This is a genomic window from Taibaiella soli, from assembly GCF_003236175.1.
Classification (GTDB): Bacteria; Bacteroidota; Bacteroidia; order Chitinophagales; family Chitinophagaceae; genus QKTW01.
Map to the genome: position 1 here is coordinate 13,343 of NZ_QKTW01000024.1, position 25,136 is coordinate 38,478.

Annotated in this window: 21 protein-coding genes; 4 read left to right on the top strand and 17 right to left on the bottom strand. The window is 44.3% G+C overall.

What is annotated here, in order from left to right; all coding sequences use genetic code 11:
- The first annotated feature begins 200 nt into the window (after positions 1 to 200).
- Positions 201 to 776, top strand: coding sequence for a DJ-1/PfpI family protein (locus tag DN068_RS18090; RefSeq protein ID WP_111000353.1), 576 nt, complete (start codon positions 201 to 203; stop codon positions 774 to 776).
- Positions 777 to 834: 58 nt separating this feature from the next.
- On the opposite strand, the gene DN068_RS18095 is transcribed toward DN068_RS18090, so the two are convergent.
- From DN068_RS18095 to DN068_RS18140, 10 genes are all read right to left on the bottom strand, one after another.
- Positions 835 to 1,113, bottom strand: a complete 279-nt coding sequence (locus DN068_RS18095) for a hypothetical protein (protein ID WP_111000354.1) — start codon at positions 1,111 to 1,113, stop codon at positions 835 to 837.
- A gap of 92 nt (positions 1,114 to 1,205) precedes the next feature.
- Entirely contained in the window at positions 1,206 to 2,564 is a 1,359-nt protein-coding gene (locus DN068_RS18100) for an ABC transporter permease (protein WP_111000355.1), read from the bottom strand.
- A 4-nt stretch (positions 2,565 to 2,568) separates the two neighbouring features.
- Complete coding sequence (locus DN068_RS18105) at positions 2,569 to 3,471, bottom strand: ABC transporter ATP-binding protein (protein ID WP_111000356.1); 903 nt, start codon at positions 3,469 to 3,471, stop codon at positions 2,569 to 2,571.
- Positions 3,472 to 3,681: 210 nt separating this feature from the next.
- Positions 3,682 to 4,890: a DUF1501 domain-containing protein gene (locus DN068_RS18110; RefSeq protein ID WP_111000357.1), complete on the bottom strand. Its 1,209-nt coding sequence runs from the start codon at positions 4,888 to 4,890 to the stop codon at positions 3,682 to 3,684.
- Between the two features lie 19 nt (positions 4,891 to 4,909).
- Positions 4,910 to 6,319 (bottom strand): DUF1800 domain-containing protein, encoded by a 1,410-nt coding sequence (locus DN068_RS18115; RefSeq protein ID WP_111000358.1) that lies wholly within the window; start codon positions 6,317 to 6,319, stop codon positions 4,910 to 4,912.
- Positions 6,320 to 6,522: 203 nt separating this feature from the next.
- Entirely contained in the window at positions 6,523 to 6,762 is a 240-nt protein-coding gene (locus DN068_RS18120) for a hypothetical protein (protein ID WP_111000359.1), read from the bottom strand.
- Between the two features lie 464 nt (positions 6,763 to 7,226).
- A complete protein-coding gene (locus DN068_RS18125; protein ID WP_111000360.1) occupies positions 7,227 to 8,852 on the bottom strand; it encodes an ArnT family glycosyltransferase in 1,626 nt (541 codons plus the stop codon).
- Positions 8,853 to 8,866: 14 nt separating this feature from the next.
- Positions 8,867 to 9,526: a phosphatase PAP2 family protein gene (locus tag DN068_RS18130; protein WP_165836444.1), complete on the bottom strand. Its 660-nt coding sequence runs from the start codon at positions 9,524 to 9,526 to the stop codon at positions 8,867 to 8,869.
- Positions 9,519 to 10,985: an LptF/LptG family permease gene (locus DN068_RS18135; RefSeq protein WP_165836445.1), complete on the bottom strand. Its 1,467-nt coding sequence runs from the start codon at positions 10,983 to 10,985 to the stop codon at positions 9,519 to 9,521. The genes DN068_RS18130 and DN068_RS18135 overlap by 8 nt, the downstream gene beginning before the upstream one ends.
- Positions 10,986 to 11,480: 495 nt before the next feature.
- Complete coding sequence (locus tag DN068_RS18140; RefSeq protein WP_111000363.1) at positions 11,481 to 11,864, bottom strand: START-like domain-containing protein; 384 nt, start codon at positions 11,862 to 11,864, stop codon at positions 11,481 to 11,483.
- Positions 11,865 to 12,127: 263 nt separating this feature from the next.
- On the opposite strand from DN068_RS18140, the gene DN068_RS18145 reads away from it, so the two are divergent.
- Positions 12,128 to 12,997 carry a sigma-70 family RNA polymerase sigma factor gene (locus tag DN068_RS18145; protein WP_111000364.1) on the top strand — a complete coding sequence of 290 codons (870 nt, stop codon included), beginning with the start codon at positions 12,128 to 12,130 and terminating at the stop codon, positions 12,995 to 12,997.
- A gap of 230 nt (positions 12,998 to 13,227) precedes the next feature.
- Here the strand turns inward: DN068_RS18145 and DN068_RS18150 are convergent, their stop codons facing one another.
- Both DN068_RS18150 and DN068_RS18155 read right to left on the bottom strand, forming a co-directional pair.
- Positions 13,228 to 13,830: a TrmH family RNA methyltransferase gene (locus tag DN068_RS18150; protein ID WP_111000365.1), complete on the bottom strand. Its 603-nt coding sequence runs from the start codon at positions 13,828 to 13,830 to the stop codon at positions 13,228 to 13,230.
- Positions 13,831 to 13,863: 33 nt separating this feature from the next.
- Entirely contained in the window at positions 13,864 to 14,043 is a 180-nt protein-coding gene (locus DN068_RS18155) for a hypothetical protein (RefSeq protein WP_111000366.1), read from the bottom strand.
- A 742-nt stretch (positions 14,044 to 14,785) separates the two neighbouring features.
- Here DN068_RS18155 and DN068_RS18160 point away from each other — a divergent pair.
- Positions 14,786 to 16,090 carry a cryptochrome/photolyase family protein gene (locus tag DN068_RS18160; RefSeq protein ID WP_111000367.1) on the top strand — a complete coding sequence of 435 codons (1,305 nt, stop codon included), beginning with the start codon at positions 14,786 to 14,788 and terminating at the stop codon, positions 16,088 to 16,090.
- A gap of 446 nt (positions 16,091 to 16,536) precedes the next feature.
- On the opposite strand, the gene DN068_RS18165 is transcribed toward DN068_RS18160, so the two are convergent.
- Genes DN068_RS18165 through DN068_RS18185 form a run of 5 tightly spaced genes read right to left on the bottom strand, consistent with a single transcriptional unit; the run spans position 16,537 to position 23,075 of the window.
- Positions 16,537 to 18,567: an autotransporter-associated beta strand repeat-containing protein gene (locus DN068_RS18165; RefSeq protein WP_165836446.1), complete on the bottom strand. Its 2,031-nt coding sequence runs from the start codon at positions 18,565 to 18,567 to the stop codon at positions 16,537 to 16,539.
- A 60-nt stretch (positions 18,568 to 18,627) separates the two neighbouring features.
- The gene (locus DN068_RS18170; protein WP_111000369.1) at positions 18,628 to 20,280 is read right to left on the bottom strand and encodes a beta strand repeat-containing protein; all 1,653 of its coding nucleotides are present in this window, start codon (positions 20,278 to 20,280) and stop codon (positions 18,628 to 18,630) included.
- A 17-nt stretch (positions 20,281 to 20,297) separates the two neighbouring features.
- Entirely contained in the window at positions 20,298 to 21,209 is a 912-nt protein-coding gene (locus DN068_RS18175) for a hypothetical protein (protein WP_123985399.1), read from the bottom strand.
- A gap of 49 nt (positions 21,210 to 21,258) precedes the next feature.
- A complete protein-coding gene (locus DN068_RS18180; RefSeq protein WP_111000371.1) occupies positions 21,259 to 21,993 on the bottom strand; it encodes a hypothetical protein in 735 nt (244 codons plus the stop codon).
- Positions 21,994 to 22,031: 38 nt separating this feature from the next.
- A complete protein-coding gene (locus tag DN068_RS18185) occupies positions 22,032 to 23,075 on the bottom strand; it encodes a hypothetical protein (protein ID WP_111000372.1) in 1,044 nt (347 codons plus the stop codon).
- Positions 23,076 to 23,346: 271 nt separating this feature from the next.
- Between DN068_RS18185 and DN068_RS18190 the strand changes: the two genes are divergently transcribed.
- Entirely contained in the window at positions 23,347 to 24,945 is a 1,599-nt protein-coding gene (locus DN068_RS18190) for a T9SS type A sorting domain-containing protein (protein ID WP_111000373.1), read from the top strand.
- Positions 24,946 to 25,136: the final 191 nt, after the last annotated feature.

A 25,136-nucleotide genomic window follows, 5' to 3' on the forward strand; every position in this document is an offset into this window, starting at 1 on the left:
TTTAGTTTTCGAAGCACGATGATTTATTAGGCGTAACTTTTAGGGGACAACTTTAACTCTTGACTATGGCATCAAAAACAAAAGACGTATTTGGACACTTTTATTTCAAACTAACCGATCGTACATCATCGTGATGACCCATAAAAAAACGTACACACAACAACTTATAACGTAAAACGTACAACTTAAAATTTATCTCAATGGCAAAGAAAATTCTGATGCTCGTGGGCGATTTTGTCGAAGACTACGAAGCAATGGTTCCATTTCAGGCACTACAAGCCGTAGGCTGCGAGGTGCACGCAATTTGTCCGGATAAAAAATCGGGCGACACGGTAGCGACTGCGGTACACGACTTTGTCGGTTTCCAGACTTACCAGGAAACCCGCGGACATAATTTCGCTATCAACGCAACGTTCGACAATATTAAACCGGAAGATTACGACGGCCTGTATGTCTGCGGCGGTCGTGCTCCGGAATATATCCGTCTCAACAAACGGGTGATCGAAATCACCAAACATTTCTTCGATGCAAACAAACCAGTCGCAGCTATTTGTCACGGCATTCAGATACTAACCACAGCAGGTGTCCTGAAAGGACGTACACTCACGGCCTACCCTGCTGTTGGTCCTGATATTACACTAGCGGGCGGCACCTGGAAGGACATAGCGGTGCATGAAGCAATTACGGATGGCAATCTCACCACCTCTCCTGCGTGGCCAGGTCATCCACGCATTCTGCAGGAATTTTTTAAACTGCTGGGCATTACCATTCAATAAAAAATAAAACAGGCCGTAAAAATTTACGGCCTGTTTCTTTATATAAACAATCAGAGGATTATTGTTGTCCTACGAGTGTAATGAAATATTTGTAGTAAATGATGTTTGCATCCTGAGATACAATAATCGTTTGTCCTTGTTTGTACTTATCGTGCGGATAAGTTTCCTGCAACGTATCATTTTGCGCGCAATATACATCCGGACGTAAAGGCACACAATAATTGTGCACTTCCCAAACGTCTTTAGTAGATGAGTCGTTATTTTTCTCACAAGCAACCAAACCTACCACAGCAAGACATGATGCAGCAACAATGGATTTAAGTACTTTTCGGTTCATATTCCGGCTAGATTTTGATACAGGAAAACTAAATTATCCTCTAATATATTAAATCTGTCTTAAAAAACGATTTCCGAGAATTATTTTCTGCGTTATTCCTTATAAAAAAGCCACTTTCCGAGCTCACGGTAGTTTACCTTCTTACCGTACATAAGTATACCAACTCTATAAATACGTGCCGCTAACCAGGTTGTAAATAAAAATCCTGCAACCATCAGACTCATTGACAAAGCAAGCTGCCATACCGGAACACCAAACGGAATGCGGATCATCATGGCAATCGGTGCGGTAAACGGAATCACCGACAACCAGAATGAAATATTACTGTCCGGATTATTGATCACAAAATTCATGGACAGGATGAAAGTGAAAATAAGCGGCAAGGTAACGGGCAACATAAACTGCTGCGTCTCCGTTTCATTATCCACCGCCGAACCGACAGCCGCGAATATGGCACTGTAGAGTAAATAACCAAACAAGAAATAAAACAGAAACATCGTAACGGTATAAGCGATCGGCACGGCATTCAGCTGTTGCATAATCTTCATGCCCATTTCCTGTTTACTTCCGGCAGTCATAGTTATTTCAGTACCGCCGTTGGCCGCCGACATCGCAGCACCAGAAGTGGTAGATTTCATGAGGGCCTCCGTTTTATTTTTATCCATTTTCTGTCCGTTCATTAAAACTGCACTGCCCACAGTAGTAAGGCCGATTGTGAGTATAATCCAAAGCAGGAACTGCGTCAGCCCAACCATACCGATACCGATGATTTTGCCCAGCATAAGCTGAAATGGTTTTACCGAAGAAATGATCACTTCCACAATACGACTGGTTTTCTCTTCAATCACACCACGCATTACTTGTGCACCGTAAATAAACAGCGACATATAAATAAGCAACGCGGTGACAAAGCCAATTCCATAGGCCATAAACGTCCCTGCGTCTTTTTCTCCTTCTGCTGTAATCTGTTTTGCAGATACATCAATATGTTCTTGGGCTTTGGCCAATACTGCGGTGTCAATACCGGCATTACGCAGTCGTTCGTTTTGCATCACCGTACTCAGCTGATTCTCTACCGCAGAAATAGTACTGGCGCCCGATTTCTTAGCACTCAGCAATTCTACATTTTTCACATCGGCAGGAATATGCAACAGATACAATTGCTCGTCTTCAGATTTGGTGAGTTTTTGTTTTTCATCTGCGTAGCTGTTCGTCGCATACTGAAATTTGATGCTCGCCGTGTTCTCCATTTTGTTTTTAAACAATCCGGAATCATCCGCAACGATCACGGTTTTTTTATCCGCCATTTCATCACTGTTCATGACGAAATAAATAATAAGCCCATACATGCCGATAAAAAGTATCGGAACCAGAAAGGTCATCAGGATAAAAGATTTCTTTCGCACACGGGAAAGATATTCGCGCTGTATAATGAGTAATATCTTGTTCATGGTTCTAGCCGAGTTGATTTACTTTTTCGATAAAAATATCATTCATAGACGGAATCACTTCCTGCACACGGGTAATGCGCACATGTGGCAGGAAATACTGCAATGTTGCATTCATATCACTGTCGTTTGTTTTCAGCTGCAGTAAAAAGCCATCATCTGTGGCTGCTTCCGAGAGCAATTGAAAAGGGGCATTGCCGTTCACCGCAAATTTCGGGCCTTCGTATTCCAGGAAATAAGTGTTGTTGCGATAGGCTTTCTTAATCGCCTTTACTTCACCGTCGAGAATTTTATGTGATTTATGTATCAGCGCTATTGAATCGCAAAGTTCTTCTACCGATTCCATGCGGTGTGTAGAAAGTATAATGGTCGAGCCTTTCCGGTTGAGTTCCAGCAATTCATTTTTGATAATCTCCGCATTTACGGGATCAAAGCCACTGAACGGTTCATCGAGGATCAATAATTCAGGTTCATGCAAAACTGTAGCAATAAACTGTGCTTTCTGTTGCATGCCTTTGGATAGCTCTTCGATTTTTTTATTCCACCAGGTTTGAATTTCCAGTTTTTCAAACCAGTACTTCATCCGTTTTTTTGCTTCTGCACTGCTCAGACCTTTTAATCTCGCGAGATAAAGAATCTGTTCGCCGATTTCCATTTTTTTATACAAACCGCGCTCCTCCGGCAAGTAGCCAATGTGCTCGATATGGGAAGGATTGAGCTTTTCTCCTTTAAAATAAATCTCACCAGAATCCGGTGCTGTGATTTGATTGATAATGCGGATCAATGATGTCTTGCCTGCACCGTTTGGCCCCAACAAGCCAAAAACTTGTCCCTGCTTTACTTCCAGACTTACATCATCCAACGCCCGCTGACTTGCATATTGTTTTACAATGTTGCGAATACTCAACATATATAGTGATTTGAAGGCTTTAAGATAGGAATATTCGCCGACGGCTGACGAATTCAAAACTCAAAAGTCAAAACCTGGTGGATAATGCTCCAACGACACAACGAAGACAATGCCACTATAAAAGGTTTCTTGCGAAGATACATAAGGAGCAAAGACGCCAGCTTAGCGGATACCGTTGACGTTTGACATTCACGTTTGACCACTCACCTATTACACAAAATCCAGCACCTGATATTTTTTATTCAAAACATTGCGCGAAGCGCCATCCAGCCAGTTATCCAGAATAGTGGCATAGACTTGTTTGAAATCGAGCTGGTAACGAAGATCACCTTCATCTAAATTGGTGAGATCAGAAAGCGGATTGTAAAGGCCTGCTTTTTTCAGACCACCACTGATCATAAACATATTATTTGCAGTGCCATGATCGGTGCCGTTGCTCGCATTCTGCGCCACCCTTCTTCCAAATTCGGAGAAAGTCATGATCAGCACGTCACTAAAACGGTTGTTCTGTTTCAGATCAGCGACCAATGCAGCAATGGAATTATCCAGGTCTTTAAATAACTGTTCCTGTCTTTGGGATTGGCCAACATGTGTATCAAAACTACCGTGCGAAACATAATACACTTTCGTGTCGGCATGTGCATTGATCAGCGAACCAATTGTTTTCATGCGCTTGCCCAAAGCCGTATCCGGATAGACTTGCGTGGATTTATAAATCTTGCTTTGCTGAAAAACATAATCCGCTGAGGAAACTGTTTCGTGCAATGTCTTGTATAAATAATCCGCCAGTTGGGCTTCATGCTCCTCCGCATGTGTCGCCGCTATTTTCTTGAAGAACGGATCGGAAGCCGCTTTGTAAAATTTGTTGACATCACTCACCGCCAATGCACTTCTATCCCGCCCTTTCATAGCCAGACTCAACGTATCATCTACTTCAATGGCGCGCGTATTATGATCATCGCAATCCGCACAACTGCCATCGAGATAACGGCCAATCCAGCCAGTAGTCAGCAGTTCATCTGCACGACTCCCTGTTTGCCAGATATCCATGCTCCGGAAATGAGAACGGTCGGGCCGCGGATAACCAACGTCATTCAAAATGCTTACGAAACCTTGATCATACAATGATTTTACCTGCTGCAATGCCGGATGTATACCGGCATCATCATTGAGCGATAACGCTGAGGCCCGGTCAATAGCTAGTTTCGGACGGCTGCCATAATAAATATCATTACGGTAAGGGATAATTGTATTAAGGCCGTCATTCCCTCCGGAAAGCTGAATGATCACTAAAACCTTTTCGCCGCTTATCGCCGTTGGCATCGGGTTATATTCGAATGCTTTTAAAAATTTCGGCACCAGTAACGCAGCACTGGCCAGAGAACTCAGTTGTATAAATTTTCTTCGCGAAACAGGCATAACACTACTCTTTTCTTTATTAACACAATTGGTATTCGGGCATTTCCATCAGCAAGATGGTCAGACTTTTGATGTATTCTTCGGACGAGTCTTTATCAGCAAACTTTTTCAGCACATCCAGTTTTTCCGGCGGCAGTTGAAAAGGCAATAGATAAGCAGCAAGCGATTTTGGCAATGTTTGTTCCGCCTGTTGCTTCCAGTAATTTACGTAATTATCCCAGTCAGGGTTGGCGCGCGCCAGGTTGAATTGCTGCGTATGTACTTCCATTTTTTCAGAAGCTTCGGCAAGATCTGTATCTAATTCTTTCAGCTGCAGGTTAATTTCCTTTGAACCTAAAAACGCTTCCGGCAGCCGCATACGGATCACCAGCGATGAACTGTCAATCCAGTTTTTACCGCCTGGCCATCCAGCTACATTGGGTGGTGCAAACAACAACTGACCTAATATCCGCTGTAATTGCAACGGTGTTTTTTCATTCGTAAAACGCAGCGGCACGGTACGCATATAGCCCACAATCAGCTCTACGGGCGATTTTATTTTAGCACCAATATTCTGATCATCATAAAACCAATCTTCGGTAAACATCTTTTCCAGCAGTTTGCCAATATCATAGTTTTCATGATAAAAATACTTTGCCAACTCATTGACGCGTCTTTCATCAGTGCGCGTATCACTTACAAAATACCGGTATAACTTTTGTGTAATAAAAACAGAGGTCTGCTTTTGCGCTAGTAAAATATTCAGGATATCGTCACCGTTAAAATTCCCTTCTTTACCAAGAAATTTTTTCCGCCCTTCGTCGTGTGCCCGCTCGCGGAATACAAATCCGCCACTTTGATCAAAACCCCATCCGGTAAAGGCTCTGGCAGCTTCCTTCACATCGTCTTCCGAATAATGACCACGACCAAGCGTAAATAATTCCATCACTTCGCGGGCGAAGTTTTCATTGGGATGTTGTTTCCGGTTTTGCTGATTATTGAGAAAGGAAAGCATCGCCGGGCTTTTCGACACGGCTTTCAGCAAATCCCCGAAATTACCCAGCGCATTGCTGCGAATATTCTGCAATAAGTCCTGTTGAAAATATGGATTATCAATGCGGCAGGCAAAATGTCCATGCCAGAAAAGACTGGTTTTTTCCAGTAAAGGATACGCAGTCTGTACCATTTCGTTCAGCCAAAGAAGATTGAGATCGCCGACGAGTTGCCGCATCTCCATGCGCTTTTCTTTACGTTCCTGTGGATCCATTTCTTTACGCGGCGCATTTTCAGCCCAGGCGGCAGCAGTAACAACGGTTAATGGTGCAGCCGCCTGTTTAGGAAACAAGCTTTGGGTCAAATTTTCAATTGGCTTTGGCTGATCATAATCGCTAAGGGAAATCCCAAACCCTGCCCGGTCGTACAACAACTTGTTTCTTTCGCGAAGCTCCATACAGTAGCGTTAAAGCCAGTTTGACTGCCACCTCTCCGCGAAGTTTACTTGTTATTATAGATTTAAGATTAGGTTGGTACCGTACCGATGATGTGGTCTCCGCGAAGACGCATAAGCCCGAAAAAACTCATGACTTATTTAACTCTTTATCGTTTTAATTATTTAACGGAATCAGTGCAATCGTAAATCTGAAATATTAAATCTCAAATAACTTCGTGTTCTTCAATAATGTCACCGAGTTCCATTTCAAGATCTACCACCCAGGCCGGCAATGATTTATCAAGAAAATACCAGATACCTTCCTGATCCATAATCATGTGAAAAGGTGGTACAGCGGGATCATCAGGTACAGACACTTCATAATCTTCCTCCGTTTTGATAAACTGAAATTGCTTATTATGGCCATTCACAACGAAATCGGCAGAAAAGAAAGCGGCGCCCATTTTTTTATCTTAAATATAATAAAAAGATATCATGCTGTCAAGCCCCTTTGGCCGGTTAATTCAGTAAACGGCTGGTTCGATGAATAGAAAATCTGATGTTTCAGGAGCGCTAAAGTCGAACTGCTTTCAACTTTACAACTGGGAGAAAAAAGAAAGCGGCGTAAAATCGTCTCACGGCTTCTGGGTTCACATGAGGTGCTACACCGCTTTCGAAGAGTTAAAAGGACTGCAATCTTCTTAGTCCTGCTTCGTTTCAATTAATCAGGATTCAATTCCTGAAGGGGTATTCGACAACTTTAGTAGGGTGGTTTCTGATACAAATATCCATCGCCATTTTGATGAAATAAGCAGGAATTACACTATTTTATTACACTTTTTATACATCCATTAATTCCGTAAAAATACGGGCATAAAAAAGGCCAAAAGCGAAAGCTATTGGCCTGAATATTTTGATGTTATGACATCTATTTTCGCTTAAAGAACACAAAACCATTCTTTTCGTCTATCAGCTGCAGCTGGGGCATTTTACGGTATTGATCAGCGGCGATAACCTTGCAGACAAAATATGTAGGCTTATCTACGGGCCCTGTCAGCAGCCATTGTTCATTATAAGAATTTTCATTGGTCGGCTTTGTCTTTTTTGTATAAAAAAGCTGTGCGTAACTTTTGTAACCGAGCACCTGTACATAGACATCCTTCCCTTCCAGGCTTTTGAAAAAATCGATAGCAGCGCGCTGCGAATATGCTTCAATCTTTGGCGTGAAATGCAAAACCGTAATCTGAATAATTACGATCTGTGTAATGCATAAAGCCAGCATACCCCGGCGAAAATCCTTTCGCATCATCAGCACCGCTACCCAAATGCCGATCAGGTATAATACGCCCCAAAGGCATTCGGCATAGCTCCAGCTCACATTTGCCTGGAGATTACCAACGGCAAACGGATCGTCTATCAGTGGAATCAGTTTTTCTTTATTCAGGCCAACCAGGGGCAATGCGGCAATCGCAACGGCCAGTAAAGAACCAATCGTCAGCAACAGCACCTGCACCACTTTCTTCATGCGCATCGGTTCATTGCTCAGACGATATAATTGCAACGCTCCAAGATAAGTAAGCGGGAAATAACACAGTGAAGAATAGTGTACAATCTTCGTTTTTACGATGGAAAAAAGAATCAATACGACCCAGAACATGATCCACATCCAGCGTGTAAAATGACGCGCCGGTTCGTTATCGGTAACGCGTTTGCGGGAGAACTGAAACAAGAATATCGATGCGGGGAAACAACCCAGCAGCAGAATGATAAAATGATAAAGGAATGGTCCGCCATGATCTGCATCCTCCGTTCGGAACAGACGAATCTGATAAGTGATGAACTCATTGAGAAACCAACTGCCAAAATCCCATCCGTGATATAGTATTACGACGCCAAACCAGATCAACACCGGCGCCATAGCCCCCAATACAACCAAGCCAAGCTGCGACAGTTTATACCCCCACAGTCCGCGGTTTAAAATCATAAACACGCCAAACGCAAGTATCGCAACAAGTATCGCTACCGGCCCTTTCGTAAGTACCGCCAATCCCATAAACAGCCCGGCCAGTAACGCGTGCATTGCTTTCCGGTCGGAAAAACGCAGTAAATGCACCTGGTAAAAGGAAAGGAATATGAAAAAATTGAACGTCGGATCAATGATGCCTGACTTGAAATAGAAATGTGGCAACCAGGTAGCAGCATAAAGAATAACCCACCAGATAGCCATTTTTTCATTGATGATCTTTTTGCCGACACTGTACAAAGTGCCAAGCGTAACTACTCCCATCAGCGCGTTCGGGAAGCGCGCCGCGTATTCGTTAATACCAAAAGCTTTCATGGACAAAACCTGCATCCAGATAAACAATGGTGGTTTTTCCCAGAATGGTTTAAAATCGATCTGTGCGCGGAGATAATCTTTGGAAAGGATCATCTCGCGGGCGCATTCGGCAAAATTGATCTCATCCCAGTCGAAAAGATGTACGTGCCCCAGAAACGGGAGAAAAAGTACTGCTGCCAGTACCACGATAATCGAGTATCTGATGAAATGATGCATAATGAGTCGGGCAGTTATTTGGTCAGAAAGTCTTGGTTTGAAAAAAATCGCGGTTGCAAAGATCTCATAATAGCAAAACTAATAATGGTTACCGTACAACCAATAACAGATCCGGCGTAGACATCGGCAAAAAAGTGTGCCGCAACATACAACCGGGAGTAGCAAACGGAAATGGCCATGGCAAAAAACAACAATCCGAAAGCACGATAACGCTCCGGCAGCAAAAAAGACAGGAAGCAAAAAAGACTGAATGCTCCCGCCGAATGCCCCGAAGGAAAACTATTCTGATACAATTTAGGCCAATCTGAGGTAATATGTATCCAGCTGGCTTCTTTAAAATAATTGAGCGGGCGTGGCGCATGTGCCATACGCTTTGCCATTTGTATCACTAAAGCAGGAACTGCATTGCACATCACTGCCGCCACAAAATACCAGATGTTGCGAAATGATGCAGCACCAATCAAAACCAGCAATACAATAATGATAAACGGCCCTTCTCCCATATGCGTGATGTTGTACATCAGCACATCTCCAATTGGGGAATAATGGGTATTTACGGCCGCGAACAGCGTTTGCTTATCGTAAGAAAGCAACATGCAGCCGCCAAAAATAATCCATATTATAAATGGGATTATAAAATACAGATTGTAGGATGTGTATGGCGCTTTACGCAAGTTTCTTCTTTTTTCTGGTTGGAAATGTTTTGATAATGGCGCGCCAGATGCGTCCATACCATTCTTTGCTGAATATCTGCGAATCATTACGGGCCTGACGGATCAGGACAAAGGCAATCGGCAGCAGCATGGCGGTAGACATCCACATACCGATCCAGGCCGGCAACGCACCCGTTTTGGAAAGCTTTTCGCCGGTAATGGTAATGATATACCACACCAGGAAGAACACCACCGCAATGATCATCGGCATACCCAGGCCACCTTTCCGGATAATGGCCCCCAGCGGGGCACCGATCAGAAACAGCAAAATACAGGCAAATGAGAGTGAAAATTTCCGGTGCCACTCTACATCGTATTTCTGCAGAATCTCCACGTTATTTTTATGATCGCTCACCGTCACATCCAGCATACTCTTCATGTTCCGGATGTTATTGGTGGAAAATTGCGCAATCCTGCCCCTCATAGAATCAGGAACCAGCCCGATAAATCCTTCTTTCCCATAACTGCGCATTTTTGTACTATCAACAGTTTTCAGTTTTTCTTTCAGCAACTGCCCCGGCTTTTCAGGATTGAGGAACGACAGGTACGGCATCATGTACACATTCGTCATGTTAGCTGAACGCACAATCATTTTCCGCTGCGAATCAATCTGTTTATTCAACTGACTCACGTTCAGCATCTGATAGGCATTTTTGAACAGATCTTCATTGGTGCGGTTCATCTTGAACCCGGAAAGATCGAAAACTTTATCCCACTGACCGAAATGCATGCGCGTCTGCACATGGGCATTGCCGGATTTTTCGTCCTCCACATAACGCCAGCCATCGTGCAGACGGAAAATCAGGAACTGCTTGTCAGGCGAAGGAATCATCTCGCCTTTTTCGGCGAGTACCAGACTGGTATTTCCCATCCCGGTGCTTTGATCATAGATCTTTACATCATGGATGGTTTTACCGTCTTTGTCTTTGGCACCCACATATATCGAAAATCCTTCAATATCGTTATTAAATTGTCCGGCGCGGATATTCAGCGTTGGCTTGGAATTACGCAGGTCATAAAGCAGGGAAAGTGCTTTCAGATTGGCAACCGGAATGATATTATTGTTGAACAGGAATGCCAGACCCGACAAACCGATAATGAAAATGAGCAGCGGCTGCATGAATCGCAGCAGGGAAATACCTGAAGCTTTAATGGCTACGAGTTCAAAATTTTCACCCATATTACCAAAAGTCATGATAGAGGCCAGGAGTACAGCCAACGGAAGCGCCAGCGGCACCAATGTGGTGGCCATCAGCACAAGCAGCTGCAGAATCATCCAGATACCAAGTCCCTTACCGATCAGTTCGTCCATGTACAACCAGAAAAACTGCATCACCAGCACAAAAAGCGTCACAAAAAATGTGACGATAAATGGTCCGATGTAACTTCGGATCAGGAGCAGATCGAGTTTTTTAATCAAATGCCGTGGGGATTTGCCTGCAAACCTAAGCAAAATGCCTGATTTCTAGAGGTGAATGGTCAATGGTGAATGGTGAATTTTGTGAAACGTCAAACGTGAAACGTCAAAGCTCACCGTTTGGTGAACTCAAATCTGAACATTCAAACTCATTTTACGATAATCCATCGTTAACGGGAAACGTTACGCAAAACGCCTCTGCGGTATGGTGTATTTTGTGAAACGTCAAACGTGAAACGTCAAAGCTCACAGTTTGGTGAACTCAAATCAGAACACTCAAACTCATCGCACATCCCCTCATTTATCAGACTGAGTGGGGTCGTCCGGATTACGCGGGATGTCTCATTCTTCGACATGACAACCACAGGCAAGCTTTTTGTTTTTGACTTTTGAATTTTGACTTAAAGAAAAAGGTTCACCTTTTGGGGCAAACCTTCAATTGCATAGGACATCAGAAACCTCTTTTCTTTTGCCGGATGCGGGCTTTTTTTTAATGTCTTAACTTCCGATACGGTGCTTCAGATCGCTTACCTGAGTGTTCCAGAGACGCTCCTGGTCTTTCAGTTCCGCTTTATCAGCAAAATCAGTGATCTTTAAAATGGTTTCGTTGGTAACCGGGCTTTGCTCAATACGAAACTCAAAAAACTCATCATCACTGTAATAATCCCAGCGATAACGAACATAATCATTTTCAAACTGGTCAATTACCTCGGCGGTGTCAGTGGCACCATTCCAGCTAAAATAAAAAGTGTGATCTCTTTGGTCTACCTTATCCGCAAACCACTCTTGCAATCCCACAGGTGTTGACAAAAATTCATACAGTATAGTAGGGGAACATCGAACCGGAAATTCTAACGTGTACATTACTTTTTTCTTACTCATCGCTTAAAATTCACAGAAGTTAACTTTGTGCAATAATAGAAAAAGGGAACAATATTCAAAATTTTTAAAAAAATATTTTGTCGTTTGTAATTCCATATCGCTGAAAACGGTTGGCAGCGCGCTGTTAAGAATATCTTAATTTTTTTTGGGTGGAATCGATTGTGGCCTTAGATTTGCCACACAAATGTCATTCTGAAACCAAGCTATTTCTTTTTCACACTCAAAAAATTCTTTACTAACAAACAAATGCTTTGCCTATGTCCATGCGTCAGCTAAAAATCACGAAGTCGATCACTAATCGTGAAAGTCAATCTCTGGAGAAATACCTGCAGGAAATTGGTAAAGTGGATTTGATCACTCCAGAAGAGGAAGTGCAACTGGCCATCCGAATCAAACAAGGTGACCAGCGCGCCCTCGAAAAATTGACGAAAGCAAATCTTCGATTTGTGGTTTCTGTCGCGAAGCAATACCAGAATCAGGGTCTTTCGCTGAGTGACCTTATCAACGAAGGCAATCTGGGTCTCATCAAGGCAGCACAACGTTTTGATGAAACGAGAGGTTTCAAATTCATTTCTTACGCCGTATGGTGGATTCGTCAGTCTATTCTTCAGGCTTTGGCGGAACAATCACGTATCGTGCGTCTGCCACTCAACAAAGTGGGTCTCTCTAACAAAATCAGCAAAGCTTACTCTCAACTGGAACAGGAGTACGAACGCGAACCTTCTACTGAAGAACTCGCTGAACTGCTCGACATCGGCACAGAAGAAGTGGAAACAACACTTGGTGTTGCTGCCCGCCACGTATCTGTAGATGCTCCGTTCGTTGACAGTGAAGACAACAGCCTGCTGGACGTGCTTGAAAATCCGAATGCTGATGCAACCGACGCAGACCTGGATCATCATGATTCCCTGCGTTGCGAAATCGAGCGTTCTCTGAGCACACTTACAGACCGTCAGCGTGATGTAATCAAACTGTACTTCGGTATTGGTGTAGAACATCCGATGAGTCTGGAAGATATCGGCGAAAAATTCAACCTCACTCGTGAGCGTGTACGCCAGATCAAAGACAAGGCAATCACTAAATTGCGTACTGCAACTCGTTGTCAACTCTTAAAAAGCTATCTCGGCAACTAAGAACTTTACATACCATAGAAAAAGAAGAGCCGCGCATTTTGCGCGGCTCTTCTTTTTATTCAATTGACAGTTGACAATGAACAATTGACAATGCCCGCAATATTTGTTCCTTTATTACCGCGCATCTCGCACTAAGTAAGCATCAAAAAAATTGTTGCAATATGAGTAACTGTCAACTAAATTATTTGTAAACACGAGTAATTGTCAATTGTCAACTGTCAATTATTAATCTAAAACGGCATCTCACTATCCTTCATCCCCCACTCTGTTGCCAGTTCCTTCCATTGCGTCTGCGGAATGCGCGGCTCGCCGGAATAAAGCCCTGCAACCAGTCGCTGCCGGTAACCTTCATAAAGCGTCACCGCTACCGCTACAGAAATATTGAGCGACTTAATCATACCTGCCTGCGGGATAATAAAATTGCCATCGCACAGCTTCAGGCATTCTTCTGATACGCCCATCTGTTCGTTGCCAAAAACAAGTGCTACCGATTCCGTGAGATTCATCTCATAAAGCGAATAAGCATTTTCCCCAAGATGTGTCGCGTAAATCTTGTCGTAGCGTTTGCGCAGTTCTGCAAAACAGGCTTCCAGGCTGTCAAATTCGTGGATGTTTAACCACAAAGCAGCACTGGAAGAACTCTTCTTTCCGAATTTCTTATAGCGGACCATCCGGGTGTTTACGACAAATACGTCCATCATCCCCACTGATTCGCAGGAACGGATCGCGGCAAAAATGTTGTGGGGATCTTTTACATCTTCCAGCACAATGGTAAAATCGGGCTGGCGGTTATTCAATACTGTTGTGAACCGGGAAATACGTTCAGGCGTCATAGCCGCGAAGATACTTTCTTTCGTCGCCAGATGCTAGCTTTTCGGCTGTGGTACGGGATTCGTTTTATCAGGCTGAATGGTTGGCGGTTGCATCGGTGCCGGTTGTGGCGGCTGTATCGGTTCCTGCGGTTGTGACGGATGCTCAGGCGGCGTCGGGTGAACTTCCGGCTGCTTTGTGGGCTGCATCGGAACTTCTGTTTGTTGCATTTTCATGGCTGATTTATTTTAACGTTTTTAAAAAATTGGTTTCATGCTAATGGCAAAAAACACATGCCACTGGGTGGGTTGATACGTTAAAAGGTTATTAGGTTAAAACGTTTGTAGCCTAAGGCATAATGCATAAGGCGAAACCAGGATCGAAAAATTAAAATAGCTTTCACACAACCTATACCCTTCGGCTCCGCGCGGGCGACATTATTTTTACCCTGATCTGCATGTCACAAAATACCTCTGTGCATCAACTATAAAAGGTTTCCCGCAAAGAGGCATAAGGAGCAAAAACGCTAAGATTTTAAAATAGACTTCACATCATAATACCCTTCGGCTCTGCTCAGAGGGTGACATATTTATACAGCATCTGCATTTCCCGCGACATGACAAACGCGGGTAAGCTTTTGGCTTTGAGCTTTTGACTCTAAAGGACGCCCAACGTGAGTGATATCTTATATTTCGCGGGATGTCTCCTGTCGTCGACATGACAAACGCGGGCAAGCTTTTGGCTTTGAGCTTTTGACTCTAAAGGACGCCCAACGTGAGTGGTATCCTATATTTCGCGGGATGTCTCCTGTCGTCGACATGACAAACGCGGGCGAGCTTTGAGCTTTTGGCTTTGAGCTTTTNNACGTGAGTGGTATCCTATATTTTGCGGGATGTCTCCTGTCGTCGACAGGACAAACACGAGCGAGCTTTTAGCGTTGCGCGTTAAGCTTTCAGCTTTGAGTCCTATATTAGACGAATGAAGGTAAATATCATGTGGTTCAGACGGGATCTGCGACTGAAGGACAATGCAGCACTTTACCATGCTTTAAAAAGCGATAAACCTGTGGTGCCGGTTTTTATTTTCGATACCGAAATACTCGATTTGCTTGAAGACAAAAAAGACAGACGTGTGGCATTTATCCACCTGGCGATTGAAGAGATGCAGACCGAACTGGAAGCAACAGGAAGCACGATGCACGTATTGCATGGTACGCCGGAAACGTGTTTCAACAAACTTTTAAAACACTACGACATTGCAGCAGTATTTACCAATCATGACTACGAGTTATCAGCCATTGAGCGCGATAAAAAAATAGCGCATCTGCTGAAAGAATACGATGTCGCCTTTCATACCTACAAAGACCAGGTAATCTTTGATAAAGATGAAGTGGTGAAAGATGATGGCAGCCCTTACACTGTTTATACACCATACAGCAAACGTTGGAAAGCAAAACTGAATGATCTTTACCTTCGTCCCTACCCTGCAAAAAAATACTTTCACAACTTCTTTCAACACGCTCCGATCAAGATTCCGTCATTGCATGCAATGGGGTTTGAAGCAAGTGGTGAGCCATTTCCTCCCAAACGAATTTCAAAAGCAATACTTGAGCAATACAAAGACCAGCGTGACTTTCCGGCTGTTCATGGCACTTCGCATCTTGGTCTGCATTTACGTTTTGGAACAATGAGCATTCGCGCTTTGGCGAAACACGCACAACAACAAAGTGAAACGTTCCTCAATGAACTTATCTGGCGGGATTTCTATCAATGTATCACGTATCATTTTCCGCATATATGCAAAGGACAAGCATTTAAACGCGAGTACGATTTTATTGAATGGCGCTATGATGAAGCTGATTTTCAGAAATGGTGCGACGGTAAGACCGGTTATCCGATTGTAGATGCCGGTATGCGTGAGCTGAATACAACGGGTTTTATGCACAACCGTGTACGCATGATTGTTGCTTCTTTTCTTGCCAAACATCTGATGATTGACTGGCGCTGGGGCGAAGCTTATTTTGCAGAGAAACTGCTGGATTTCGATTTTGCGGCGAACAACGGCGGCTGGCAGTGGTCGGCGGGTTGTGGCTGTGATGCGGCTCCTTATTTCCGTGTGTTTAATCCGACGTTACAAACGGAGAAGTTTGACAAAGACCTGGAATACGTGCGCAAATGGGTTCCGGAACTGGATTCACTTGATTATCCCCAGCCAATGGTGGAACATAGTTTTGCAAGAAACAGGGCGATTGAAACGTATAAGAAAGCACTAAAAGATCGATGATTAATACCCGGGAGGTACCAAATTAATGGTTACGAGGTACTAATTAGAGGTTGTGAGGTACTTTTTTAGTACCCAAGAAGTATTTAATTAATGGTTACGAGGTACTAAATTGGAGGTTGTGAGGTACTTTTTTAGTACCCAAGAGGTACTTAATTAATGGTTGCGAGGTACTAAATTGGAGGTTATGAGGTACTTTTTTAGTACCCAAGAGGTACTTAATTAATGGTTGCGAGGTATTAAGTTGGAGGTTGTGAGGTACTTTTTTAGTACCCAAGAGGTACTTAATTAATGGTTGCGAGGTACTAAATTGGAGGTTGCGAGGTAGTTGTTTAATACCCGATGAGGACCAAAAAAGTCATCGATGCCCTGTAAAAGCAAAAGCTAAAACCTAAAAACAGGAGTGGTAAATACTTAACGCAGCTTCCTGACATCTGGCCGCTGACAAGTCACGGGATCACTGTTCCGCCGTTATTAACGACGATATTGGTGAGCAAAAATCCGTTTTTATCTAAGGTGGCACCGGCGTTTACTGTTATAGTGCCTGTGCCAAATGCAGCAAGACTATTAGCGCGGGCAGTTCCGGCATTGATAACGCTGCCGCCTGTATAAAGATTAGTAGCGGAAAGCGTGGTAACACCCGATCCTTTAAACGTCAGCACACCGCTCCCCGTAATGACCTGAGCGATGTCAATGCTTGCACTATTATTATCGATGGTGCCTCCGTTAGCCTGCACGGTTACTGACCCAAAAGTATTTGCCGGTATCGGACATGGTATTAACGTACCGCCATTCAGATTAATAGAATTATTGCGAATAGCATCAATTTGCAACGCGTCAAATCTAAATACCCCACCGGAGTTTATCGTAAAAAGGGCAAACGGCCCGGTATCTACCCAGCCCACATGTAATGTGTTTGCTATTAAGGAACCGTTTGTAATGTTGATATAGTTCCTAGACCATTTATAACACCAAAATGTAGTCGCCGTTATACTTCCACCCGTAATGTTTAATGTATCCCCGTTAGCGCCGCCACCTGTCGTTGTCGCCGTTCCCATTTCCATAAGACCGGAGACCGTTAAATTACCGCCCGAGACATTCAAAATAATCTGAGCGTTGTTTATATTATTTTGCAAAAAAGTGAAGTTGTTAAACAAATAAGTTCCTGCCGTTACGTTTTGTATCACCATCCCATTGGTCGCTCCAGCATTCAAATAATACGTTCCTGCCGTAATGTTTGAGCCACCAGAAAGTGTGGTAACGGTACCTGTATTGAAAACTACATCGCCGGTTCCAATTAATGCGCCATTAAATATTTGCGGAGTCGTAGCATTCCAGGTAAATACCTTTCCATTTAAGTTGCTGATACTCCCTAAAAAATTGCCACTCCCAAGTACTCCAGTTCCATTTACTGATAAATTGCCACTACCCATTACGATGTTTCCATTGAAAGGATTGCTGGCGGTAAGAATGATTGCTCCGTTGTCAGTAAAATTGAGTGTACCGGTGCCAGAGACTGGGACTGCTACAGTACCTGTCTGGTTCGTGAACGCACGCAAATAACCGGAAGACCCGTTTTGAACAAATATAGCGTTGCTACTCCATGTTCCCGTTGTGCCGAAACAAAGACCACCACCTTTCATCGTTATCGCACCAGTTCCCAGCACAGCAGTATTAGCACTAATAAAACCACCGAGCAAGGTTGTTCCACCCGCATATGAATTTGATGCGTTATTGACATTAGACAGCGTACCATCCCCACCACCATTAAAAGACATGTTACCAGCTACATTTACGCTTAATGCACCAGCTCCTGTTATTGGATTAGGAAAAGTTCTGGAGCCGTTTACCACATCCCAAAACAAGGACGCCCCAGCAGCTACATTAACAGCTGACGCAGTGTTGATGCTAGCCAGCGTGTTGCCACCGTTACCTATCTGTAACACACCATTGTTTATCTGAGTGGCGCCGGAATAAGTATTTGCACCCATCAAAACCAATGAACCCGAGCCATTTTTATTGAGGGAATTCGTGCCATTTAAAACAGATATAATTGCAGGACTCAACCCCGCCGACACAAACACCGGCAAGCTATCAGCGCAGCTCGTTTGAATGGATTGACCGGTTATGGTAAAATCACCACTAGCTGCCGGATAAAATGAAATAGACCGCACATTGGATACTGCAGCGCCTAACGTTACCATACCGGCCGCACCCACACCCGGGTTGCCGCCAAACACCACATTTTTACAGCTGATAAATTTTGTATTGGTTTTGCCGCCGTTTTGAGTCCAAAGGGGGGCCGTGAGTTGAAGTGTTGCGCTTCCATTATCTATTTGCCTGTTCCACGGACCCACATCCCAGGTTAAAGTATCTGTTGCAACGGGCGACTGATTCTGCAACCAGAACTGCTGCACAGGAGTTTGGGCATGGGTTTTCCGGCAAACCAAAATCAGGATTGCCAGTAAATATTTTCGCATAGCGAAAAAAATCCGTCGTTGCCATCTAATATCTAACATCTGATATCTGATAATCTAAATTCAGGGGATCACTGTTCCGCCGTTATTGACCACTGTATTAGTAATAGCAAAACCATTTTTATTAAGCGTACCACCAGCGTTGACCGTGATGGTACCAGTACCAAATGCATTAATGCTACCTGCGGTAAGCGTGCCAGCGTTTATAGTCGTACCGCCAGTGTAGGTATTGGCGCCGCCTAGTTGCACGGTTCCGGCTCCGGCTTTCGTTATAGTACAAACGTTGAACGTACCGTTCCTGATTAATCCATTGAGTGTGCTTGTACCACCCGCAACGTCAAAGGTCAACGCACCGACACCGATCGTACCGGAAACAACGATGGTGCCATTAGCGGCATCCGTTGTCCTGAAAATAACTGCAAACGGGCCACCATTGTCCAGCACATTGCTTTGTAAATTGAATCCATATCTGTTGCCCACCAAAGTCAGCGTTCCATTTCCCAGCACCTGTCCGGCGGAAGCTATGTCATGATAGTTGCCAATAAATACTCCGGCCATACCGTCAATTTCTACATTACCAACAATATTGATGCCTGTTGCATATGAACCTGTAACGCCTGCTTCATACGCCACTCTTCCTATCGATGTGGCAACCAGCTTCAGTAATCCTCCTGTATTTTTCAGCGTATTGCCAAAACCAATGCCACCGTAGATGCCATTACCTGCCGTCATGTTACCGGTGAGGGTAACATTGCCAAACGTGTTTAAAGTAGTGCCGTTTCCAGAAGCTATTGCGTAGTTTCCGGTGTTATTAAAAGTAAAATTTGCTGCGCCTCCGGTTGCATCAATTGTAATAGTACCATTAAGCGGTAAATAATTGCCGTTTGCGTTTATTACCGGTGCTTTCCAGTTTGTGTTCGTCAGACTGAACTGGGTACCATTTGCGGTAATGGAAGATTGCGTAATTGCAGAACCGTTCGACGGATTAATGTTACCGGCAGTCTGAAGTATTAAATTGCCAGCACCAGATATTGAAGCAGGCACGGCAATTGCATCGCTTCTGTAGTACATCAGGGAGTCGTTATTGGTCACACTTCCTGTGCCTAAGGTGCCCGTCGTGCCATTGTTACCCACCTGCAACGTACCAGTAGCTACCGTAGTAGTGCCAGTATATGTGTTAGCGCCCGTCAGAATAAGTGTTCCTGTCCCCGATTTTATAAGTGCGGGGGCACCAGTAATACTTGACGCAATGGTAGCGCTCACATTAGGAGCTGTAAACAGGTTTAGCCTGGGAGCACACGATTGAATACTCTGCCCTGTTATGGTAAAGTTGCCTCCCGGCACAGGTTTAAAATTTATAGACATTACATTGGCAATCGGGTAAGCCAGAGTAACAGTACCCGCATTACCCACTCCAGGATTGCCGCCAAATATAGCTGGCCTGCATTTTCGTTTCGATGCGCCCGGCCAGTTATCATTGACCGTTCCAAAACCAATTTGCGAATGCAGCCAGTTGAGTGATGTGGTATCCCATGTGCCACTTCCGTTATCAATGACCCCATTGCCCGCAGTATTGTCCCAGATCAGACTATCGACCGATTGATTCTGCAACCAGAATTGCTGCACAGGAGTTTGGGCATACGCATCAGGGAACTCCCAAAATATCAGAAGTACTATTAAATACAGTTTAGAACCTACAGACCATCTAGCAGCCATTTCATCGAGTTAACGGATTAGTTGAAATTATTGCCGACCGTCCACCAAAAGGTAGTACCATCGTACAAAAAAGAAAGAACATCTACAGCGCCTGCGACGGGCGTAAGCGTAGGAGCACCGCCGCCACCGTTAATTACCTTGTTGGTACCACTGCCAAAACTAATGGTGCTGGTACCGGTATTGGTGACGATAATAGAACCATACATGCCCGCTTTCATATTGGTTACCGTAAGTGTATTGGCGCCTGCGGCTAATGTCCATTTGGCAGTGGCGCCTTTGCTCATATCCCAGGCGCCACCAGTAACCGTTTGAACGGGATTGGTATAATTGGTTGCATTAATAGTACCATCTACGCCGAATGTAGGAATAGCAGCACCGGTGTTGGCAGGTGTTGTAAACGCAGGTGCATCCGTGGCCACGCCAACCTGTGTTGGTGCAGCGGACAACACACGCAGTCGTTCTGTATTATTCGTCTGAATGACAAAACCTGCAGCATCGGTGGTACCAATAAAATCAGGACCAGGGCTAGCGAAGGTACCTGGATTCGTGCCTGCATTTCCATTGCGTAGCCAGGCATTGTTTAACAAAGTACCCGCTGGTATTTTCCTCACGGTACTATCGGCACTGTTCCATGTAAGTACACTATCTGCGAGTGCACCACTCAACGGATATTGAAGTTTTAATGGCGGCAACGAACTATTCCCTCCGTTACTGACCACCAGCCGTGCAGAAGGGATGACAGAAGTATCGAGTCCGATGCCGATATTCCCTGTTTTATTTTTATTGTACAGATTATTGCCGAGACTAAACCATTTGCTCGTATCGACATACTGCACGGTTCCTTTATTATCCACAACTCTGACACCTTTCTGTGCGATTGACAAAACAGGAAGACACAACAAGAATAATATCCACGTCGCAATTTTCATGAAATGATGATAATGTTAAAACAACTTAATAGACAAACGTCTGATGTTTCTATTTCAGATACTGCACTTCAATTTTATCACCTGCCAGAATTGTAAAATCCTGATCCGGCGTTGCATTGGGTACAATGGTCACAATGGTGCCTGCAATCGTATAATCTACATTACCTTCCAGCTTTACGCCATTCCGGTAAACCCATACTTTGCTGAATACAGGCAATGGCTGACCACCGGTAGAGGCAGTCATATCGTATGCGCTCTGCGCTGCTGTTGCAGTGAAAATGGTTTGTCCGCTTTGTATGAGATCCGTTGCGAGCATTTTTTTAACCCTTCCGGTAGCTTCATCATGCACCAGGAAACTATAGCCTGTCACAGAACCATCACCGGTGGCTGCAAACTGAGTAGCTGCTATTCCGGTCCCCCTGGCGATGGAGTCCATGTTTTGGAATGTAAATGCTTTTCCGTTTACATCAATATAAGTAGAATCGGTTAACTGACCACCAAGTTGCCATGTCGTAATGATGCCACCTGCAGGAGTAGTGCTGGTCACCTGTGTGATGCCGTTTTGCACTTGCAGGAATTTGATAGTACCCTTGTTGTCTACAACGCGGATATAACCACCCGGAGTACTGCTGCCGTTGCCTACCGAGCCAAGCGTAGTAGGTGCAGGTTGTTTTGCGATGTCCGGAGTACCGTGTTGTGCTTGGGCATTAAAACCAGCTAATAAGATAAACAGAACGCCTGCAAACTTCAGCATTCGCTTTGGGGATGTAATGTTTTGTTTCATGTTGCGGTATTGTTGTGGTTAAAAAATACTTCTCGTTTTTATTGCCATTGATAGATTTTGATTTCATCGCCGTCGAAGCAGGCGTTATTGGTATCGCTAAAAAGGATCAAAGTGATTTGTGATGTACCGACTGTCGCATTAAAAGGCACTTCTACGCCATTTCTGAATACCTGAACTTTATCGAGCGAGGTAATAACCATCGGTGTCGTGAAAACTGTCTGACCGGCTGTAGCAAGCGATATTTGTTTTACCATGGTAGTTCCTAATGCCGCCGGACTTACTTTACGAAGGGTGCCTGTATTGGGTGCTACAGTTACAATACTGTCGGTGAATTGCCCGTCTGGCAAACCTTTTATTGATAGCGTATTTACCGGATCTGTATTAATCACCGTCGGATGCGTCAGCGTACCACCTAGCTGAACGCTGTCGCCATTTCTTGTGAGGCCATTATTAAAATAAAGTGCATTGAGCAGGCTCGCTTTAGAAATAAAGCGAAGATTATTGGTGAGGGGGTCTACAACCAAAATACTATCATTATTGGTTCCGGATTGTAAACCGGATATCGATAGCGGATTAGCGATGGAAGTACCTATATTGGTTGGCTCAATGAGCGCCCCGCCTAATTTCGCAATCTGTCCGGACTTATGAAGCCCGTTTTGAGCATCATTTAAATAAGGAGCCAGCATCGCTGCAGTGTCCGCGATCCGCAAATAAGCGCTCTGTCCCAATTGTACAGCTGCGATCAGTACCCATCGTGTGCCGTCGTTATAGTACAATCCGGGAACTACATCATTTACGGCAACCAGATTGTAAACAACCATGCCTGCTACATGCGCACCAAGAGGTGCAGCTTGCGTTGTAGCAGTCAATGTGACCCTGGCTACTAAAAGCCCTTTGTTGGCAGTGCCGCTATCTCCCAGTTGTAAATAAGCATAAGGATTGATAGGCCCCGGAACACCGCCAATTTTGGTCTGCGCTTTTACTGACACAGAAAACAAGCACACAGCGAGCAACAGGCTGCTAATAGCTTTGAATCCTGCAATTCCTCTTTTCCATAAATCAGAAACAGAGAAATGTTCCATAAAAAATCTGACATTAAAGGATTAAGAAAACGACATTTATAATACCGGTCTATTTGTTTCACGGAAGATCTCAGTACGCGGGGAGTCTTTATGACGGTCGGAGCTATCAAGCGCAAATATATATATAAAATATAAACAATATTAAAAATAAAATAGCTTCGCTCTGCATTCTACCGCTAAATCATTGACGAATAAAATCCACAAAATACATATTGTTAAAATAGCATATCTTTACTGAATTCGACTTCCCGAATGGATTCGAGTATCGGTAATGAAAGGAAACAAGCATTCATTGCTGTTTTTTGTCGGCCTTTCGACAGCATTCTTCTCTAGCAGTTTTTCTGCAAGAGCGCAAACCGATGCTATTTATATAAATGGCCCGTATTATACTGCGTCGGGCAGCAATGAACAATGGTACGGGGATGCTTCTCTGGGTGCCAATGCACAATTGTATATACAGGACACCGGGAAAATAAATTTTTATGGCACCAATTTTCAAGCTACCAACGGAGCAAGAATCTATGGCGCAGACAATATCTGGACAACACTCGTGCAGGGTGCAGGCAATGGCAGCATCGTATTTGTGCAACCGAATCCGAATGACAACAGCACCGTACAGCAAACACTGGATGGTGGTAACGGCGGCAATCCTGCAAACAATACGCAAAACACCTTTACCGCTATTGAAATTAATAATGCTTCCGGCGTAAAACTGATGAATACCGATACACGTATCGGCAGTAACATGACTTTTACCAACGGACACGTATACACAGACATCCAGAATACGGTACTATCAGACAATGCAGCAGTAACGGGCTACAACGAAACAAAATACGTTGTCACAGCATCTGACGGACATCTGGTGAAAGAAAATTACAGCGGCGCATTTACTTTTCCGGTAGGACAAGGAGACAATGATTATACGCCGGCAATTGTAACCCCGGCCACGGCAAATACGATACATGTGAATGTTGCAACCTATGCAAACAGTGCCCCGTTAGAATCCAATCCTGACGGCGTACAGCGCACCTGGAATATCTATGGCAATACTACTGACGGTGCATTGATTTCGTTACAGCATAACAGTATTACCAACGAGGTTCAGTTTCTTACTAATGCCAATTTCGTGACTCAGTATGGCAATCCGCCCAATCATACAGGTGACCAGAATTCTGCAGGACCGTGGCAAAGCAATACCCCTTCGGCAAGTACACCGGGTACTGTGGCTGGCTCTGAAGTAAACAGCCGTAATTATCCGGCACTGGCCACCACCTCAGCCGCGAACGAAGCTTATTATTCTAAAGCAAGCAATACAACCGATCCGCTACCGGTGGTGCTGCTTTTCTTTGAAGCTAAAGCAGAAGGCTGCAATGCGTCATTATCCTGGCGAGCTGGCGATGAAAGTGACGTAGTAATGTATCAGGTACGCTCTTCTGTAGACGGAAAAGTTTTTAGCCCGGTCGCATCCATTCCTGCCAAGAATATTGATGGTTCGGACTACAACGTGAAAATACCACAATACTCGCCGGTAGCGCTGTACAACTTGAGCATCGTGCAGCATAACGGCAAAGCGCTCTATTCTACTACACAAACGGTACGCACCAATTGTGACGCTAACAGTAAACAGCAAATCGTGCTGGTGCCCAACCCTGCTTATTACACCACTTCTGTAACCGGGCTGATCGTCGGACAGAAAATTGCATTGTATGATATAACCGGCCGGCTGCTGAAAGATTATAAAGCAGAAACTACCTGGCTGATCCTTGACATCAGCAACTACGCATCGGGCATGTACTCTGTGGTAGTAACAGACAATGATGGCACATTTGTACAAGCATTGAAACTACTGGTCAAGAACGCCTATTAAATAATGGCAGAGCGCTGATTTTTCTCACGACGAGCAACGGCACAACGTGGCCGTCCTGAGAACGACGCAGGATGAGCCTGGAACGGGTTTCGCGTTTTCAAGCTCGCGATGGGCCAATAGCATTGCTGACGATGAACGGAGCGACGCAACTCAGGCCCAACCGGAGCGAAAACGCCGGTGAACAAATAAAA

What these genes read in the sequence shown, in the direction of transcription:
- DN068_RS18125 (WP_111000360.1), bottom strand. Translation starts at nt 8,852, where the DNA reads ATGCATCATTTCATCAGATACTCGATTATCGTGGTACTGGCAGCAGTA.
- DN068_RS18115 (WP_111000358.1), bottom strand. Translation starts at nt 6,319, where the DNA reads ATGGAGCTTCGCGAAAGAAACAAGTTGTTGTACGACCGGGCAGGGTTT.
- DN068_RS18100 (WP_111000355.1), bottom strand. Translation starts at nt 2,564, where the DNA reads ATGAACAAGATATTACTCATTATACAGCGCGAATATCTTTCCCGTGTG.
- DN068_RS18145 (WP_111000364.1), top strand. Translation starts at nt 12,128, where the DNA reads ATGCGTCAGCTAAAAATCACGAAGTCGATCACTAATCGTGAAAGTCAA.
- DN068_RS18155 (WP_111000366.1), bottom strand. Translation starts at nt 14,043, where the DNA reads ATGAAAATGCAACAAACAGAAGTTCCGATGCAGCCCACAAAGCAGCCG.
- DN068_RS18150 (WP_111000365.1), bottom strand. Translation starts at nt 13,830, where the DNA reads ATGACGCCTGAACGTATTTCCCGGTTCACAACAGTATTGAATAACCGC.
- DN068_RS18105 (WP_111000356.1), bottom strand. Translation starts at nt 3,471, where the DNA reads ATGTTGAGTATTCGCAACATTGTAAAACAATATGCAAGTCAGCGGGCG.
- DN068_RS18190 (WP_111000373.1), top strand. Translation starts at nt 23,347, where the DNA reads ATGAAAGGAAACAAGCATTCATTGCTGTTTTTTGTCGGCCTTTCGACA.
- DN068_RS18160 (WP_111000367.1), top strand. Translation starts at nt 14,786, where the DNA reads ATGAAGGTAAATATCATGTGGTTCAGACGGGATCTGCGACTGAAGGAC.
- DN068_RS18185 (WP_111000372.1), bottom strand. Translation starts at nt 23,075, where the DNA reads ATGGAACATTTCTCTGTTTCTGATTTATGGAAAAGAGGAATTGCAGGA.
- DN068_RS18090 (WP_111000353.1), top strand. Translation starts at nt 201, where the DNA reads ATGGCAAAGAAAATTCTGATGCTCGTGGGCGATTTTGTCGAAGACTAC.
- DN068_RS18120 (WP_111000359.1), bottom strand. Translation starts at nt 6,762, where the DNA reads ATGGGCGCCGCTTTCTTTTCTGCCGATTTCGTTGTGAATGGCCATAAT.
- DN068_RS18180 (WP_111000371.1), bottom strand. Translation starts at nt 21,993, where the DNA reads ATGAAACAAAACATTACATCCCCAAAGCGAATGCTGAAGTTTGCAGGC.
- DN068_RS18165 (WP_165836446.1), bottom strand. Translation starts at nt 18,567, where the DNA reads ATGCGAAAATATTTACTGGCAATCCTGATTTTGGTTTGCCGGAAAACC.
- DN068_RS18170 (WP_111000369.1), bottom strand. Translation starts at nt 20,280, where the DNA reads ATGGCTGCTAGATGGTCTGTAGGTTCTAAACTGTATTTAATAGTACTT.
- DN068_RS18095 (WP_111000354.1), bottom strand. Translation starts at nt 1,113, where the DNA reads ATGAACCGAAAAGTACTTAAATCCATTGTTGCTGCATCATGTCTTGCT.
- DN068_RS18110 (WP_111000357.1), bottom strand. Translation starts at nt 4,890, where the DNA reads ATGCCTGTTTCGCGAAGAAAATTTATACAACTGAGTTCTCTGGCCAGT.
- DN068_RS18175 (WP_123985399.1), bottom strand. Translation starts at nt 21,209, where the DNA reads ATGAAAATTGCGACGTGGATATTATTCTTGTTGTGTCTTCCTGTTTTG.
- DN068_RS18140 (WP_111000363.1), bottom strand. Translation starts at nt 11,864, where the DNA reads ATGAGTAAGAAAAAAGTAATGTACACGTTAGAATTTCCGGTTCGATGT.